15 protein-coding genes are annotated in these 15,644 nt (G+C 44.5%); 5 read left to right on the forward strand and 10 right to left on the reverse strand.

Annotation, left to right across the window (positions count from 1 at the left end):
* Window positions 1-203: 203 nt before the first annotated feature.
* The 4 genes from HMPREF1115_RS02615 (at window position 204) to HMPREF1115_RS02630 (ending at window position 3,927) form a co-directional block, all read left to right on the forward strand.
* Entirely contained in the window at window positions 204-1,163 is a 960-nt protein-coding gene (locus HMPREF1115_RS02615) for an ABC transporter permease (protein WP_000777217.1), read from the forward strand.
* Entirely contained in the window at window positions 1,153-2,109 is a 957-nt protein-coding gene (locus tag HMPREF1115_RS02620) for an iron chelate uptake ABC transporter family permease subunit (protein WP_001159845.1), read from the forward strand. The genes HMPREF1115_RS02615 and HMPREF1115_RS02620 overlap by 11 nt, the downstream gene beginning before the upstream one ends.
* A complete protein-coding gene (locus tag HMPREF1115_RS02625) occupies window positions 2,106-2,858 on the forward strand; it encodes an iron ABC transporter ATP-binding protein (RefSeq protein ID WP_000764294.1) in 753 nt (250 codons plus the stop codon). The genes HMPREF1115_RS02620 and HMPREF1115_RS02625 overlap by 4 nt, the downstream gene beginning before the upstream one ends.
* A 97-nt stretch (window positions 2,859-2,955) precedes the next feature.
* On the forward strand, window positions 2,956-3,927 hold the full coding sequence (locus HMPREF1115_RS02630) for a siderophore ABC transporter substrate-binding protein (protein ID WP_000858276.1): 972 nt from the start codon (window positions 2,956-2,958) through the stop codon (window positions 3,925-3,927).
* A 31-nt stretch (window positions 3,928-3,958) separates the two neighbouring features.
* On the opposite strand, the gene yidD is transcribed toward HMPREF1115_RS02630, so the two are convergent.
* The 10 genes from yidD to HMPREF1115_RS02680 form a co-directional block, all read right to left on the reverse strand.
* Window positions 3,959-4,201 (reverse strand): membrane protein insertion efficiency factor YidD, encoded by a 243-nt coding sequence (gene yidD / locus HMPREF1115_RS02635; RefSeq protein WP_000821631.1) that lies wholly within the window; start codon window positions 4,199-4,201, stop codon window positions 3,959-3,961.
* Complete coding sequence (locus tag HMPREF1115_RS02640; RefSeq protein WP_001222229.1) at window positions 4,201-4,923, reverse strand: pseudouridine synthase; 723 nt, start codon at window positions 4,921-4,923, stop codon at window positions 4,201-4,203. The genes yidD and HMPREF1115_RS02640 overlap by 1 nt, the downstream gene beginning before the upstream one ends.
* Window positions 4,910-5,479: an SMC-Scp complex subunit ScpB gene (gene scpB, locus HMPREF1115_RS02645; protein ID WP_000105288.1), complete on the reverse strand. Its 570-nt coding sequence runs from the start codon at window positions 5,477-5,479 to the stop codon at window positions 4,910-4,912. Before scpB ends, HMPREF1115_RS02640 begins: the two co-directional genes overlap by 14 nt.
* 18 nt (window positions 5,480-5,497) lie before the next feature.
* A complete protein-coding gene (locus HMPREF1115_RS02650; RefSeq protein WP_000351890.1) occupies window positions 5,498-6,226 on the reverse strand; it encodes a segregation/condensation protein A in 729 nt (242 codons plus the stop codon).
* Window positions 6,226-6,960: a site-specific tyrosine recombinase XerD gene (gene xerD / locus HMPREF1115_RS02655; protein ID WP_332827956.1), complete on the reverse strand. Its 735-nt coding sequence runs from the start codon at window positions 6,958-6,960 to the stop codon at window positions 6,226-6,228. Before xerD ends, HMPREF1115_RS02650 begins: the two co-directional genes overlap by 1 nt.
* A complete protein-coding gene (gene cbpB / locus HMPREF1115_RS02660; RefSeq protein WP_000560696.1) occupies window positions 6,957-7,418 on the reverse strand; it encodes a cyclic-di-AMP-binding protein CbpB in 462 nt (153 codons plus the stop codon). The genes xerD and cbpB overlap by 4 nt, the downstream gene beginning before the upstream one ends.
* A complete protein-coding gene (locus tag HMPREF1115_RS02665; RefSeq protein WP_001118943.1) occupies window positions 7,415-7,936 on the reverse strand; it encodes a metallophosphoesterase in 522 nt (173 codons plus the stop codon). Before HMPREF1115_RS02665 ends, cbpB begins: the two co-directional genes overlap by 4 nt.
* Complete coding sequence (locus HMPREF1115_RS02670) at window positions 7,912-8,922, reverse strand: nucleoside-triphosphate diphosphatase (protein ID WP_416068968.1); 1,011 nt, start codon at window positions 8,920-8,922, stop codon at window positions 7,912-7,914. The genes HMPREF1115_RS02665 and HMPREF1115_RS02670 overlap by 25 nt, the downstream gene beginning before the upstream one ends.
* On the reverse strand, window positions 8,880-9,674 hold the full coding sequence (racE, locus tag HMPREF1115_RS02675; RefSeq protein ID WP_000370382.1) for a glutamate racemase: 795 nt from the start codon (window positions 9,672-9,674) through the stop codon (window positions 8,880-8,882). The genes HMPREF1115_RS02670 and racE overlap by 43 nt, the downstream gene beginning before the upstream one ends.
* A gap of 205 nt (window positions 9,675-9,879) precedes the next feature.
* Window positions 9,880-10,125, reverse strand: a complete 246-nt coding sequence (locus HMPREF1115_RS02680; protein WP_000364993.1) for a YneF family protein — start codon at window positions 10,123-10,125, stop codon at window positions 9,880-9,882.
* Window positions 10,126-10,456: 331 nt separating this feature from the next.
* On the opposite strand from HMPREF1115_RS02680, the gene HMPREF1115_RS11745 reads away from it, so the two are divergent.
* Window positions 10,457-15,580 (forward strand): SIALI-17 repeat-containing surface protein, encoded by a 5,124-nt coding sequence (locus HMPREF1115_RS11745; protein ID WP_000716126.1) that lies wholly within the window; start codon window positions 10,457-10,459, stop codon window positions 15,578-15,580.
* Window positions 15,581-15,644: the final 64 nt, after the last annotated feature.

The following is a 15,644-nucleotide window of genomic DNA, read 5'->3' on the forward strand; positions in this document are numbered from 1 at the left end:
CCACTTTTTATAGGAGAAGGATAGTAGGAAATTGGATTAGTTTTTACTAGTTTATCCTATAAAAGAGAGGGGCAGATGTAATTTCAGAAATTTTTCTTTCTTTTTACATTAAATTGTCAGAAAATTTATTGACAGATTAAAGAAATCGTGTTACATTATCTCCAAGGGTATTTTTATACCAAATCTACATGAAAGGACGGGGCATGAAACTTTCTCATATTTTAACAGGCTTACTTCTACTCCTAGTCTTTCTCTCCATCACCATTGGAACCAGTGATTTTTCTTGGGAAAAATTCTTTGCTTTTGACCAACAGACTTGGCTTCTCTTTCAAGAGTCGCGTCTTCCAAGAACCATCAGCATTCTCCTTGCAGCCTCCAGTATGAGCATGGCAGGACTCCTCATGCAGACCATTACTCAAAATCAGTTTGCTGCCCCAAGCACAGTCGGAACGACAGAAGCCGCCAAACTGGGAATGGTGTTGAGCCTCTTTGTCTTTCCGTCTGCGAGTCTGACCCAAAAGATGCTCTTTGCTTTTGGCTCATCCATCTTATTTACCCTCTTCTTCCTGGCCTTTATGACTATTTTTTCTGTAAAGGAAAGATGGATGTTGCCCTTAATTGGGATCATCTATAGTGGGATTATCGGTTCTATCACAGAAGTTATCGCCTATCGTTTCAATCTGGTTCAGAGTATGACTGCTTGGACCCAGGGCTCCTTCTCCATGATTCAGACCCATCAGTATGAGTGGCTCTTCTTAGGCCTCATTATCCTGATAGCCGTTTGGAAATTATCCCAAACCTTCACCATCATGAATCTGGGCAAGGAAACCAGTGAGAGTTTGGGGATTTCTTACTCCCTACTTGAAAAGCTGGCCCTCTTTCTAGTGGCGCTAACGACAAGTGTCACCATGATTACTGTGGGCGCCTTGCCTTTTCTCGGAGTCATCGTTCCCAATCTTATCCGCAAGCGCTATGGAGATAATTTGAGTCAAACCAAACTCATGGTCGCTCTAGTCGGTGCCAATCTAGTTCTGGCCTGCGACATCCTCTCTCGAGTCTTGATTCGGCCCTATGAGCTGTCTGTCAGTCTCATTCTAGGAATCATCGGTAGTCTCGTCTTTATCCTACTTCTATGGAGAGGGGGACAAAAAGATGCAGTTTAAAAGCAAACATACCAAGCTCTTCTGCCTTCTCATTATTCTGGCCATCGGAGCTTGTCTCCTCTACTTTTGGCCCATCACTCAGCTGTCTGCCTTTGCCTGGAAGCTGCGTTCCCAAAAAATCATCGTTTATCTCTTGGTAGCCATCGCGACAGGGATTTCGACCATTAGTTTTCAAACCCTGACGGAAAATCGCTTTCTGACGCCAAGTATTTTGGGAATCGAATCCTTCTATGTCTTGCTACAGACCCTGCTACTGATATTTGAAAGCAAATTTCTACAGCTTGGGAAGTCTCCTGTCTTAGAATTTCTAGTCTTGCTTCTGCTTCAATCCCTCTTTTTTCTCGCCTTACAAGGCTACTTGAAGACGCTGATGAAGCAAAATCTGGTCTTCATTCTGCTAATCTGTCTAGCCCTGGGAAGTCTCTTTCGAAATATCAGTACCTTCCTCCAAGTTCTGATGGATCCAAATGAATACGATAAACTGCAGAACAGTCTCTTTGCCTCCTTTCAGCATCTGAATACTTCCATCCTAGCCATCGGTTCTCTGATCATCCTCGCCTTGACAATCTTTTTCTTTCGAAAAGCAGTCGTTCTGGATGTCTTGCACTTACAAAGAGAAACGGCTCAGATACTGGGACTCGATATTGAAAAAGAACAGAGAGAACTCCTCTGGGGCATCGTGCTTTTAACCTCAACAGCGACTGCCTTGGTAGGGCCTATGGCCTTCTTCGGCTTTATGCTGGCCAATCTCACTTACCTGATTGTCAAAGATTATCGGCACAAGTTGCTCTTTATCCTAGCCATTCTGATTGGATTTATTAGTTTGACCTTAGGGCAAGCCCTCATCGAACGAGTCTTTGCGCTGGAAATTCGCATCAGTATGATTATTGAGAGTGTGGGGGGCTTCTTATTCTTTATCTTACTTTACAGGAGGGCACGTCGGTGAAACTGGAAAACATTGACAAATCCATTCAAAAACAGGATATTTTGCAAGGCATTTCGCTTGAAGTCAGTCCTCAGAAACTGACAGCCTTCATTGGTCCAAATGGTGCTGGAAAATCAACTCTCCTCTCCATTATGAGCAGACTGACCAAGAAAGATCAGGGGATTCTCAGTATCAAGGGTCGTGAAATCGAAAGCTGGAATTCACAAGAACTAGCCAAAGAGCTGACCATCCTAAAGCAAAAGATTAATTACCAAGCCAAATTGACCGTTGAAGAATTAGTCAGCTTTGGACGCTTTCCCTACAGCCGTGGTCGACTGAGGGCAGAAGACTGGGAAAAAATCCGAGAAACTCTGGACTATCTGGAACTGACCAATCTAAAAGATCGCTACATCGATAGCCTGTCTGGAGGACAGCTCCAGCGGGTCTTTATCGCCATGGTACTGGCCCAGGATACGGACTTTATCTTACTAGACGAACCTCTCAACAATCTCGATATTAAGCAAAGTGTCAGCATGATGCAGATTCTCAAGCGACTGGTGGAGGAACTAGGGAAGACCATTATCATCGTCCTCCACGATATCAACATAGCCAGTCAGTATGCGGATGAAATTGTTGCCTTTAAAGACGGCCAAGTCTTTTGCAAGGGAACGACTACTCAAATCATGCAGGCTGACCTGCTCAGTCAACTCTATGAGATTCCCATCACGCTGGCGGATATCAATGGCAAAAAGATCTGTATCTATAGCTAGCTATTCTGAACTCATGATAGAGAACCCTCTGTCTCTTAGCTAACAAGCCTATCTAAGAGACCCCTACATCGTTATCACATTTTAAAAAGGAGAAATCATGAAAACATCCCTTAAACTTTATCTCACTGCCCTAGCGGTTAGTTTCTTGCTCTTACTTGGTGCATGTAGTACAAACTCAAACTCAAGTACCAGCCAGACGGAGACCAGCACTTCTGCTCCAACAGAAGTGACCATTAAAAGCTCACTAGACGAGGTCAAACTGTCAAAAGTTCCTGAGAAAATCGTTGTCTTCGACCTCGGTGCTGCGGATACTATTCGCGCTTTAGGTTTTGAAAAGAATATCGTCGGAATGCCTACAAAAACCGTTCCAACCTATCTCAAAGACCTAGCTGAAAAAGTTAAAAATGTTGGTTCTATGAAAGAGCCTGATTTAGAAGCCATTGCCGCCCTTGAACCGGATTTGATTATCGCTTCACCACGTACCCAAAAATTCGTAGATAAATTCAAAGAAATTGCTCCAACCGTGCTCTTTGAAGCAGGAAAAGAAGACTACTGGACTTCTACCAAGGCTAATATCGAATCCTTAGCAAGCGCCTTCGGCGAAACTGGTACACAGAAAGCCAAGGAAGAATTGGCTAACCTAGACAAGAGCATCCAAGAAGTCGCTACTAAAAACGAAAGTTCTGACAAAAAAGCCCTTGCGATCCTCCTCAATGAAGGAAAAATGGCTGCCTTTGGTGCCCAATCTCGTTTCTCTTTCTTGTATCAAACCTTGAAATTCAAACCAACTGATACTCAATTTGAAGACTCACGCCACGGACAAGAAGTCAGCTTTGAAAGTGTCAAAGAAATCAATCCTGACATCCTCTTTGTCATCAACCGTACCCTTGCCATCGGTGGTGACAACTCAAGCAACGATGGCGTCCTAGAAAATGCCCTCATCGCTGAGACTCCTGCCGCTAAAAACGGTAAAATCATCCAACTCACACCAGACCTCTGGTATCTAAGTGGTGGCGGACTTGAATCAACTAAACTCATGATTGAAGACGCTCAAAAAGCTTTGAAATAAACAAGAAAACCCAACATCAGGTGATGTTGGGTTATTTTTTTTCTTGATTTCGTCTGAGGGAAAAGTGGTCTGGGACGGGGTCTTTTCCTATTGGCGACCAGGGGTGGCAACGTAAAATCCGAGCCAAGCCCATCAGAACACCCTTGAAGCCATGTTTTTCAATAGCCTGGATCATGTAGTTGGAACAAGTAGGCTCAAAGCGACAAGAGGGTGGAAAGGCTGGTGAGATAAAACGTTGGTAAAAGCGTACTGGCGCTATTAAGATTCGTTTCATTATTTCTTGGTTACAGCCATGGTGTGTAGTTGGCTGATTTCTTTTTTATTGAGGCGACGAGCTTCACCTGGACGAAGCCCCGTCAAGTCTAGATGTCCAAAACGTGTCCGAGACAACTTATCCACTTGGAGGCCGACAGCTTCAAACATCTTTTTAACCTGGTGGTTTCGCCCTTCATGGATAGTCAACTGCACTACAGAGCGATTTTTAACTGGATCTACTTTGAGAATTTCATAAACAGCTGGCTTGGTTTTCTTGCCATCAATCTCAAGTCCACGGGTCAAGGGGCGGAGGTTTTCCTTATTAGCCACACCTTTAACACGCGCAACATAAACCTTGTCAATCTCATTACGGGGGTGGATCATCTCGTCTGTAAAGTCCCCATCATTGGTCAAAATCAAGACACCTGATGTATCCCAGTCTAAACGTCCAACTGGATAAATGCGTTCTTTGACATTGGGCAAGAGGTCGACAACCGTCTTGCGGCCCTTGTCATCTGTCACACTGGAAATGACACCGCGTGGTTTGTTAAGCAGATAATAAACCTTTTCTTCGTTGTAGATAGGTTGGCCTTCCACTTCGACTTTGTCGCCTGACTTAATAGTCGTTGCGAGTTCACGCACCACTTGGCCGTTGACCGTCACCAAGCCTTGCTTGATCAGCTCTTCTGCTTTTCTCCTACTGGCCACACCTGCGTGGGCAATATATTTATTGATTCTCATCTTCTTCTATCCTTTCACCAAATAATTGGCTTTCTTGCGCTTGAATCTCAAGCTCATCAATCACTGGCAATTCTTCCAAATGATTGATCCCCATGTAATCTAAGAAATAATCCGTAGTCACATAGAGATTGGGACGACCCAACACCTCTTTTTTCCCGTCTTCTCGTATCAAGTCAAAGGCCTGCAACTTTGCCAAAGCCCCACTCGAATTGACCCCACGGATAGCATCAATTTCTATCCGCGTGATAGGCTGCTTGTAGGCAATGATGGACAAGGTCTCAAGGGCAGCCCGAGATAAACTCTGGTTAATGGGCGCCTTGGAGTATTCCTTCAAAATCGCTGCAAATTGAGGCTTGGTCACCAATCTATAAGCCCCACCTGTCTCAATCAGGGACAAGCTCGACTCTTGGTCTTTTTCATACTTTTGGGCTAATTTTTCTAAACTCTGCTGGATGCCTGTCGGTGGAAGCGATAGGAGTTCAGCCAACTGACGGACCCGAATCCCATCTTCACCTGCTACAAACAAGAGCGCTTCTATTTCTGCTAAAGTACTCATCTTTCCTCTCTATCAAGTCTAGCTTTGTGCCTCTTGACTTTCTTCCTTCTTTTCCATGAGATAGATATCTCCGAAACTCTCCTCTTGCACGAGGGTCAGTTCCTGAGTTTTGATTAACTCTAGGGTCGCCAAAAAGAGGGTAATAACCTCTTGGACATTCTGGGCTTCCTTGAACAAATCCTGCAAACGCAACTGGTCTCGTCCAGTCAAGGACTCTTTTACAATGACCATCATGTCCTCAATCTTATACTCATCCCGCAAGATGGTCGTGTGATTCTGTGCGAACTCCTCTTTTTTCTTGGCTAGGATATTTGAAAAAGCCAAAAAGAGGTCAATGGTCGTCTTGTCATGCACAAGCTCCGCATCCTCGTAAATCAACTCTGTTGGCGCTTTGGAATAGTACTGGGCCCGATCTTGGTGCTTAGCCTCCAAGTGCTCACCCAGGAGTTTGAACTTGCGGTATTCTTCGATTTGGGAGAGAAGGTCCTGCTCCAGGTCATCCTCTAAGTCTGTCACTTCTGCTACCTTTGGCAAGAGCTTGCGGCTCTTGATCAGCATGAGCTGACTGGCCATAACCATATACTCGCCCGTCACCTCCAGACGCATAGCCTGCAGGGTTGAGACATAGGCTAGATACTGTTCGATGACTTCTGTGATAGGCACATCGTAGATATCCATCTGGTACTTAGAAACCAAGTGCAAGAGCAAGTCCAGGGGCCCTTCAAAATCTTTTAATTTAATATCCATTATCTATATTTTTCTAAGGTCAGAACTGTTTTTAATCCTAATTTTTTTGCAATTTCGTACAAATCGACCTTGTTTTCTATTTGTCTTAGAATGAACTGTTCCCGCAAGGCTTGGGCTGATAAGGTTGGGAAACCTTTCTCCTTGACAAAGGACTCAAGTTGACGAAAGGCCCACTGACGAGAATAGGCTTTTCCTCCCCTTTCAAAGAGATAGGTTTGCCCCATCAAGGATTCCAGCTCTGGGATCAAGGTCGTGGGAATGGTAACAATCCTCTGTTGAGAAGCCTTGTTGATTCGTAGCACCTGAAAATCCAGATTGATATCTGCAACCTTAAGGGCTAAAATCTCACTTGGCAAAAGTCCCATTTCTAGGATTAAGAGCGCCAGCAAGCGTCCTTCTGGATAATTACTTTCCTGCCAAAAAGAGTCTAGGTCTAGAATCTCTGGTTTTTCAGTCTTCTTTTCAGCTTGTTTGGCTAACTCCAAACGATAAAAACTGTCCACTTCACCTTTTTGATAGAGAAAGTAGAGAAATTGGTTGCAGGCCGAAAGTTTTCGCTTCTGGGCGCTGATTTTTAGATTGGCTAGCTGGGCTTGGTAAATCTTGAGACTAGTTTCAGAGATCCGCTCACCTACAATATCTAAAAATTGCTCCAAATCATACTTATAGGATTGTTTGGAATTGGCAGACAAACCCTGCTTTCCCTCTAAAAAGGCTGATATCCTATCTCTCATTTGCATCGAATCTCATATTCCTTACTAAAGTCATGCAAGAGGGCATTGACGGCCTTGAGGATAGACTTGCGCGTGATGATTCCTTGGAAAATTCCTTCATCATCTACCACTGGCAAGAAGGGTTCATCCACCAGTTTATGGAGGACTTCAGTGATGTTATAGTCTGGAGCGACGACTGCCACATCTGTCTTGGTCATATTGACGATGTCTGTCGTTGCCATCTGCTCATCCGTCAAACCTTGCTCCATTTGATAAGCCAAAATGTCTCTCAGCCCAATGGTTCCAACAAAGCGTTTGTCAAAGGTCACAACAGGGATACGCGTATAGGTGATTTGACTCAATACCAAAATTGCATGGTCAGCGTTATGGGTATCAATCAAGGCTGCTAGATTCTCAGCAGGGGTAAGAAAAGTCTCTTCCTGCTCCAATAAAAATGCTTCAAATTCCTTGGCAATCATCGAGCAAACTCCTTGGACAAGCCTGGATAAACCTCATGGTCACGTGTCAAAAACTCTACTTTGAAATAGCTGTTATCAATCTCCACACGTGCATAGAGGCATTCTCTAATAGTTCCTCGTGGTTGGCTGATGGAGCCTGGATTTAGAAAAAGAGTCTTTCCTTCCATCCAAGCACTTGGCACATGCAAGTGACCATAGAGACAGATATCGGCATCTTCTTCCTGAGCCCAGTAGTCCAACTTTTGAAAGTTGAAATTGATGTCAAACAAGTGTCCATGGGTCTGGATGATCTTGGTTGGACCAAGTTGAGTTACCAAACGTTCTGGGTAGCCAGCATAAAAGTCCATATTTCCTTTGACGACATGGATACCCTCCCAGAGCGGAGAGTCTGGACGGAGTTCAGAGTCACCATCGTGAAAAATGGCATCGACTTTCCCCAGATAGCGATCACGAATTTCTTCCACAATCAAGCTATCTCCGTGGGAATCACTCATTACAATGATGGTTTGCTTTGCCATGATGGAAATACCTCCAAAAGTTTCTTAACGGCTAAGGCACGGTGGGATTGGCTATTTTTTTCTTCAAGGGTTAATTCAGCTGAGGATTTGCCTGTCTCTCCTACCAGGAAGAGAGGGTCATAGCCAAAGCCATTTTCACCCTTAGGTTCAAAATTAATGTAGCCTGGCCAGTCAGCTTCAACAACCAAGCTTTCCTTGTTTGGACTAGCTACGACTAGGGTTGTGTGGAATTGAGCCGAACGGTCCTTGAGATCAAAGACCATGGCCAATTCGTGCAAGAGCTTGGCATTGTTTTCACGGTCAGTTGCTCCCACACCTGCAAAACGGGCTGACCAGACTCCTGGCAAACCGCCGAGGACATCGACTTTGAGACCTGAATCATCTGCTAAAACCATCTTGCCTGTTAATTGGGAAATAGTTTCTGCCTTGAGGCGGGCATTTTCTTCAAAGGTCATGCCAGTTTCAGCTACTTCAGGCAGTTCTGGATAGTCATTGAGATTTTCCACATCGTAGCCTAGTTTGTCAAAGATAGCACGAAATTCCTTGGTCTTGCCCTCATTACGAGTCGCAATGAGCAAAGTTTCTCTAACCTTACTAGTTTTAAAGAAGTCTTGAACATCGATCCCTTCTTTAGGTAGTTCGACATGCAAGAGTTTTCCATTTTCAACCAAGAGAAGGGCTCCCTGACGTTGGATGACTTCTAGATTGCAACCTGCTTCGGCATTTAAAATCTCAACGATAAAAGAGAGTAAACGGAAGTTAGAAGACCAGCGCATCACCGTTATCGTAATCGGAAAGCCATTTTCCTCGTCACGAAAAATCCGCGCCAAATCCATAAAATCAAGCTTGAGAGGATCTTTGATAAGGCTATAGATGCCTCCATAGACATCCCAGACACCGACATACCAGTCCTGGTCATCCTTATATTCATAAATTTTGTTTGTCATAAAGTTACATGCTCCACATGAATCTCTTTTTCCAGCCATTCTGCTCCAATCTGGGCAAAACTTTGGCTATTGGCTGTTGTGTAAAAACGATGTTGAAGAGGCCCCGCATCTCGGCTACGATTGATTTCAAAATAGTTCAGCAAAACCGAGATATCCCGTACACACTCTGCCCCACTATCGATGAGCTGAACCTTAGGTCCCATGACATTTTGGATGATAGGGCGAAGGAGTGGGTAATGGGTACAACCCAAAATCAGGCTATCCACCTTTCCAACCAAGGGACGCAGGGTTTCATAGACCACTTTCTTTGTTACACTGGTTGACAGGGCACCAGATTCGACCAAGGGCGCAAACTTGGGACAGGCCATACTCTCCACCTGTAAGTCCGGATCCAGATCATGGATTTTCTGACGGTAGATGTCTGATTGTACCGTCATGGGAGTTCCAATCACCCCAATTTTCCCACCTTGACTGGACTTGATGGCTGCCGAAGCTCCTGGCAAAATCACGCCTAGGACAGGAATATCTAGTTGAGCCTTGATTTCTTCCCAGACGACCGCAGTCGCAGTATTACAAGCAATGACAATCATTTTGACATCCTTGGTCAAGAGAAAGTTGACCAACTGCCAAGTATATTCACGGATTTGCTCAGCAGGACGGGGACCATAGGGCGCCCGTGCCGAATCTCCAATATAGACGATTTCTTCATGAGGAAGCTGGCGCATGAGCTCACGAACAACAGTCAAGCCCCCGACACCCGAATCCAAAAAACCAATTGGTCGATTATCCATACAGTCTTCTTTCTAGTCTTTTTTCTGATTGATAGTTCATCATGATTACTCGTCCTAAATGAACGGATAGACAGCCTGATAGAATGGCAACTGCCTCTCTCTTAATCATAATCAAATATCAATAGAATGCAAGGAAAAAGTCTTATCCTTGAGAACTATTGAACATAGTGAGAAGTCTGGAACTTTCATCCCAGACTTTTCCTATTTATTTCTTTTTGTTCTTGGCAAGGGCTGCTTTTTGTTGGCGGATGATTTGATGGTAAACTTGTTGTACCTTGGCTTCGCTTGGTTTTTGACCATTTGCACTCAAGAGAGCACGAACTGCGTCAGCGTTCAAACGTGGGTTATCAGCATATTTTTTTTCGATTTGCTTACGAGCCAAGTAAATCCCTCCAAGAGCTCCTCCTAGAAAAGCTAGCACAATCAAGATAATTTCTAAAAGTAAATCCATTCTTTTTCTCCTGTTTCTTTTTGAGTCTTCTATATTATACCATAAAGTGACTTTCCTGACTAGTTTGTTTTACGCTTTCAAGAGGGGGTTAAGCCAATTCTAAGCTAGTCTTACAATCAGATTGAACTATGAAATCACGAATAATTCCACCCTTTCCTCTCTTTCTTCTACTATTTTAAGAAAAAACAACAACAAATATGTCTCTTGCTAAAAAGCCATTGACAAATGCTAAGCGACCATTAGAATGGGAAGTGAGGAGATAAATAGAAACAAAATAAACGAAACTGCTTTATAAAATGTAAGCGGTTTCGAATAAATGAAGGAGGGTTTTATGAAAAAACACTTTTGGGAAAAATCCTGTCGCTATAGTATCCGCAAGCTGACGGTTGGGACTGCTTCTGTTTTGCTGGGAGCTGTTTTTCTAGTCAACCACACTGTAGCCGCAGACAGTGTGGAGGTCAAGCAAACTGAACCAACCTCTGTCGAAGCTATCACTAAGCCTGATAGTGAACCCAAAGCAGCTGAAGCTACTGAAACTACAAATCCGTCTCTAGCAGAAAGTCCAGTAGTTTCCGAAAGCAAGCTAGCCGAAGAGACTCAGACGACAAATAGTCTAACTAATGAAGAAGCCATTGTAGAAGCCAAAGAGAATAAGGAACCTGAAAAAGCAGAGCAGCCTGTGACAAAGCAAGAAAACTATCAACTCAACTACGATCAGCCAACAGCTCCCTCCTATGATGGATGGGAAAAACAAGCCCTTCCTGTCGGAAATGGAGAGATGGGAGCCAAGGTTTTCGGTCTCATTGGGGAAGAGAGGATCCAGTACAACGAAAAGACCCTCTGGTCAGGAGGACCACAACCCGATAGCACCGACTATAACGGCGGAAACTACAAGGAACGCTACAAGGTCTTGGCGGAGATTCGTAAAGCCCTCGAAGCTGGAGACCGCCAAAAAGCAAAACAACTCGCCGAACAAAATCTAGTTGGACCAAACAATGCCCAGTACGGACGTTACCTAGCCTTTGGAGATATCTTCATGGTCTTTAATAACCAGAAGAAAGGACTAGATACTGTAACTGATTATCATCGTGGGTTGGATATCACAGAAGCCACTACGACCACTTCTTACACCCAAGATGGGACAACCTTCAAACGCGAAACCTTCTCCAGCTATCCTGATGATGTCACGGTGACCCACTTGACCAAAAAAGGAAACAAGACACTTGACTTTACCCTTTGGAACAGTTTGACAGAAGACTTGCTTGCTAATGGAAATTACTCTTGGGAATATTCCAACTATAAGAATGGTCATGTCACTACAGATGCAAACGGAATCCTTCTAAAGGGAACTGTCAAAGATAACGGTCTCAAATTTGCATCCTATCTAGGAATTAAAACGGACGGAAAGGTGACTGTTCAGGACGAAACTCTAACCGTTACAGGCGCAAGCTATGCAACCCTCTATCTCAGTGCCAAGACTAACTTTGCTCAGAATCCAAAAACCAACTATCGAAAAGACATTGACCTCGAAAAAACAGTTAAAGGGATTGTCGAAGCAGCTAAGGCCAAAGACTACGAGACACTTAAAAATGCCCATATCAAGGATTATCAAAGTCTCTTTAACCGCGTTAAACTAAACCTAGGTGGAAGCAAGACTGCTCAAACGACAAAAGAGGCCCTTCAAGGCTATAACCCAGAAAAAGGGCAAAAATTGGAAGAACTCTTCTTTCAATATGGTCGATATCTACTCATCAGTTCGTCTCGTGATCGGACGGATGCCCTTCCTGCCAACCTACAAGGAGTCTGGAATGCTGTAGACAATCCACCTTGGAACGCTGATTACCACCTCAATGTCAACTTGCAAATGAACTATTGGCCTGCCTATATGAGCAATCTGGCTGAAACAGCCAAGCCAATGATCAATTACATTGACGACATGCGCTATTATGGCCGTATCGCTGCCAAAGAATATGCTGGTATCGAATCCAAAGACGGACAAGAAAATGGTTGGCTGGTCCACACTCAAGCAACACCATTTGGCTGGACTACTCCAGGTTGGAATTACTATTGGGGTTGGTCTCCAGCTGCTAACGCTTGGATGATGCAGAATGTCTATGACTATTATAAATTTACCAAGGATGAGACCTATCTCAAAGAAAAGATTTATCCAATGTTGAAGGAAACAGCTAAGTTCTGGAACTCCTTCTTGCACTACGACAAAGAAAGCGACCGTTGGGTGTCTTCCCCATCCTACTCACCAGAACACGGGACCATCACCATCGGAAATACCTTTGACCAGTCGCTAGTCTGGCAGCTATTCCATGACTACATGGAAGTTGCCAACCATCTGAAAGTCGACCAAGACTTAGTCACAGAGGTCAAGGCTAAATTTGACAAGTTAAAACCCCTTCACATCAACAAAGAGGGACGCATCAAGGAATGGTACGAAGAAGACAGCCCACAATTCACCAACGAAGGCATTGAAAACAACCACCGCCACGTTTCCCATCTAGTTGGGCTCTTCCCTGGTACGCTCTTTAGCAAAGATCAAGCTGAATACCTAGAAGCTGCGCGTGCTACCCTCAACCACCGTGGAGATGGTGGTACTGGTTGGTCTAAGGCCAATAAAATCAACCTCTGGGCTCGTCTCTTGGACGGTAACCGTGCCCATCGCTTACTCGCTGAACAGCTCAAATACTCAACCCTAGAAAACCTTTGGGATACCCACGCGCCTTTCCAAATCGACGGCAACTTTGGAGCAACTAGTGGGATGGCAGAAATGCTCCTCCAATCTCATACTGGCTATATTGCACCATTGCCAGCCCTTCCAGATGCCTGGAAAGACGGTCAGGTTTCTGGCTTGGTTGCCCGTGGTAACTTTGAAGTCAGCATGAAGTGGAAAGATAAAAATCTGCAAAGCTTGTCCTTCCTGTCAAATGTCGGTGGAGACCTAATTGTAGACTATCCAAATATCGAAGCCAGCCAAATCAAGGTCAATGGCAAACCAGTCAAAGCAACGATTCTTAAAAACAATCGCATCCAACTAGCAACACAAAAAGGTGACGTCATTACCTTTGAACACTTCCCTGGTCGTGTAACCAGCCTAACAGCAGTTCGACAAAATGGAGTCACTGCCGAACTCACCTTCAACCAAGTAGAAGGTGCTACCCACTATGTCATCCAAAGACAAGTGAAAGACGCATCTGGCCAAACTTCTACGACCAGAGAATTTGTAACCAATCAAACCCACTTTATCGACCGATCACTCAATCCTCAACATTCCTATACCTATACTGTCAAGGCTATGCTGGGAGAGCTTGCCACACAAGTTTCTGAACAGGCCACTGTCGAAACCTATAGCGAGTTGATGGACGACCGAGATAGCCGTATCCAGTACGGAGCTGCCTTTGGAAATTGGGCAGACGCAGAATTATTTGGAGGAACAGAGAAATTTGCTGACCTTTCAAAAGGAGACTACACAGACGAAGACATCACTGTAACCATTCCTTTCACTGGTGTTGGTATCGAAATCTATGGACTAAAATCGTCTGAACTAGGTCTTGCTACTGCTAAAATTGACGGCAAAGAAGTCGAGGAGCTTGACTTCCATACTGCTGGAGCAACTGAAAAAGGTAGTCTCATCGGTCGCTTCGCAGGATTATCTGACGGACCTCACACATTGACTCTTAGTGTTAAACGTGAGCACAAACACCGTGGTAGTGAGCGCTCGAAAATTTCATTAGACTACTTCAAGATCCTATCAGGAACAGACAATACGATTGAAAAAATGGATGATCGTGATTCGCGCATCCAGTATGGTTCCCAGTTTAAGGACTGGTCTGACCCTGAACTCTACGGAGGTACGGAAAAATACGCGGACATCAACAACAGTGACTCTAGTGCAGCTTCAGAAGCTCAGGCAACTATTTCCTTTACAGGGACAGGTATTCGTATTTATGGCCTGAAGAGCCTTGCCCTTGGACGAGCACGTGTTACACTAGATGGCAAAGAAATGCCAAGTCTAGACTTCTACACTTCAGGTGCAACAGAAAAGAGGGCCTTTATTGGCGAATTTACAAACCTTACTGACGGTCCGCACACCCTGACATTACAAGTTGACCCAGATTCGCCAGAAGGTCGCAAGAAAATCTCTCTAGACTCCTTTGATATCATCAAAGCTCCTGCTGTTGGTATAGATAGCCCGAGCATCGCGCCTCTTAAGGAAAATGACAAAGAAATTTCCTTAACCCTACCATCTGGAGACTGGGAAGCCATCGCTGTGACCTTCCCAGGTGTCAAAGATCCTCTAGTTTTGCATAAGGTGGATGAAACGCATCTGGTTACCAGTGGAGATCAGACTATCCTATCAATCCAAGACAATCAAGTTCAAATCCCAATTCCTGACGAAACCAATCGCAAAGCTGGAAATGCCATTGAAGCTTATACCATTCAAGGAAATACCACAAGCAGCCCTATCGTGGCCGTCTTTACTAAAAAGGATGAGAAAAAGGTTGACGAGAGTCAGCCAACTACAAGCAAGGGGGACGAACCAGCTCCTACTGTTGAAATTCCGGAATACACCGATCCTATCGGAACGGCAGGGCAAGAGGAACCACCTACAGTGACAATTCCTGAATACACTAAACCTATCGGGACTGCAGGGCAAGAAGTGCCACCCACTGTAGAAATGCCTGAATACACCGAACCTATCGGAACGGCGGGACAAGAAGAGTCTCCTACTGTAGAAAAGCCTGAATACACCGAACCGATCGGAACAGCAGGTCAAGAGGAAGCACCTACTGTTGAAAAACCTGAATACACCAAACCTATCGGAACTAGTGGGGATCAGGCTGCTCCAAGCCTTAGCCTTCCTGACTATCCAGTTCGAGTCTTAAAAGATAAGGAAACTGGAGTAGAAATCATCGGTGGAGCCAGCGACTTAGAAGGAATTTCTCACGTTTCTAGCCGACGTGTCCTAGCTCAAGAACTCTTTGGTAAGACCTATGATGCTTACGACCTACAGCTTAAAAATCCAACCGATCATAGCTTGCAGCCAAAAGGCTCTGTCTTGGTTCGCTTGCCTATTTCAGCTAGCGTAGAAAACATCTACTACATCGCTCCGACCAAGGAGTTGCAAGCCCTTGATTTCACCGTTCAAGACGAAAAGGTAGAATTCATCACTAATCATTTCAGTACCTATGCTGTCGTCTATCAAGCTACTGGAACAAGCTCTAACACTGAGGAAAAACCAAGTACTTCAGATGCAGAAACCTTAGCACACGAGGCTGAACAACTTTCAGCTAGTCCGAGTCTTGCTAAAGTTGGAAATCATTCTCCTAAAGAAGAACTTCCAGCAACAGGAGAAACATCTAACCCACTCCTCTTCATAGCAGGCCTTAGCCTAGCCCTCACAGCCACTTTTATGTTAAATGGAAGAAAGGATGATTCCAACTAACCTTTAAGCACATAAAAACAGGATGAAGATTCCCTTCATCCTGTTTTATTTTGTAATCAGAAAT

It is taken from the genome of Streptococcus oralis SK610 (assembly GCF_000257455.1).
Lineage (GTDB): Bacteria > Bacillota > Bacilli > Lactobacillales > Streptococcaceae > Streptococcus > Streptococcus oralis_CB.

Coding starts and splice junctions, on each gene's coding strand:
- HMPREF1115_RS02615 (WP_000777217.1), top strand. CDS start 204: ATGAAACTTTCTCATATTTTAACAGGCTTACTTCTACTCCTAGTCTTT.
- HMPREF1115_RS02620 (WP_001159845.1), top strand. CDS start 1,153: ATGCAGTTTAAAAGCAAACATACCAAGCTCTTCTGCCTTCTCATTATT.
- HMPREF1115_RS02630 (WP_000858276.1), top strand. CDS start 2,956: ATGAAAACATCCCTTAAACTTTATCTCACTGCCCTAGCGGTTAGTTTC.
- yidD (WP_000821631.1), bottom strand. CDS start 4,201: ATGAAACGAATCTTAATAGCGCCAGTACGCTTTTACCAACGTTTTATC.
- HMPREF1115_RS02640 (WP_001222229.1), bottom strand. CDS start 4,923: ATGAGAATCAATAAATATATTGCCCACGCAGGTGTGGCCAGTAGGAGA.
- scpB (WP_000105288.1), bottom strand. CDS start 5,479: ATGAGTACTTTAGCAGAAATAGAAGCGCTCTTGTTTGTAGCAGGTGAA.
- HMPREF1115_RS02650 (WP_000351890.1), bottom strand. CDS start 6,226: ATGGATATTAAATTAAAAGATTTTGAAGGGCCCCTGGACTTGCTCTTG.
- xerD (WP_332827956.1), bottom strand. CDS start 6,960: ATGAGAGATAGGATATCAGCCTTTTTAGAGGGAAAGCAGGGTTTGTCT.
- cbpB (WP_000560696.1), bottom strand. CDS start 7,418: ATGATTGCCAAGGAATTTGAAGCATTTTTATTGGAGCAGGAAGAGACT.
- HMPREF1115_RS02665 (WP_001118943.1), bottom strand. CDS start 7,936: ATGGCAAAGCAAACCATCATTGTAATGAGTGATTCCCACGGAGATAGC.
- HMPREF1115_RS02670 (WP_416068968.1), bottom strand. CDS start 8,922: ATGGCTGGAAAAAGAGATTCATGTGGAGCATGTAACTTTATGACAAAC.
- racE (WP_000370382.1), bottom strand. CDS start 9,674: ATGGATAATCGACCAATTGGTTTTTTGGATTCGGGTGTCGGGGGCTTG.
- HMPREF1115_RS02680 (WP_000364993.1), bottom strand. CDS start 10,125: ATGGATTTACTTTTAGAAATTATCTTGATTGTGCTAGCTTTTCTAGGA.
- HMPREF1115_RS11745 (WP_000716126.1), top strand. CDS start 10,457: ATGAAAAAACACTTTTGGGAAAAATCCTGTCGCTATAGTATCCGCAAG.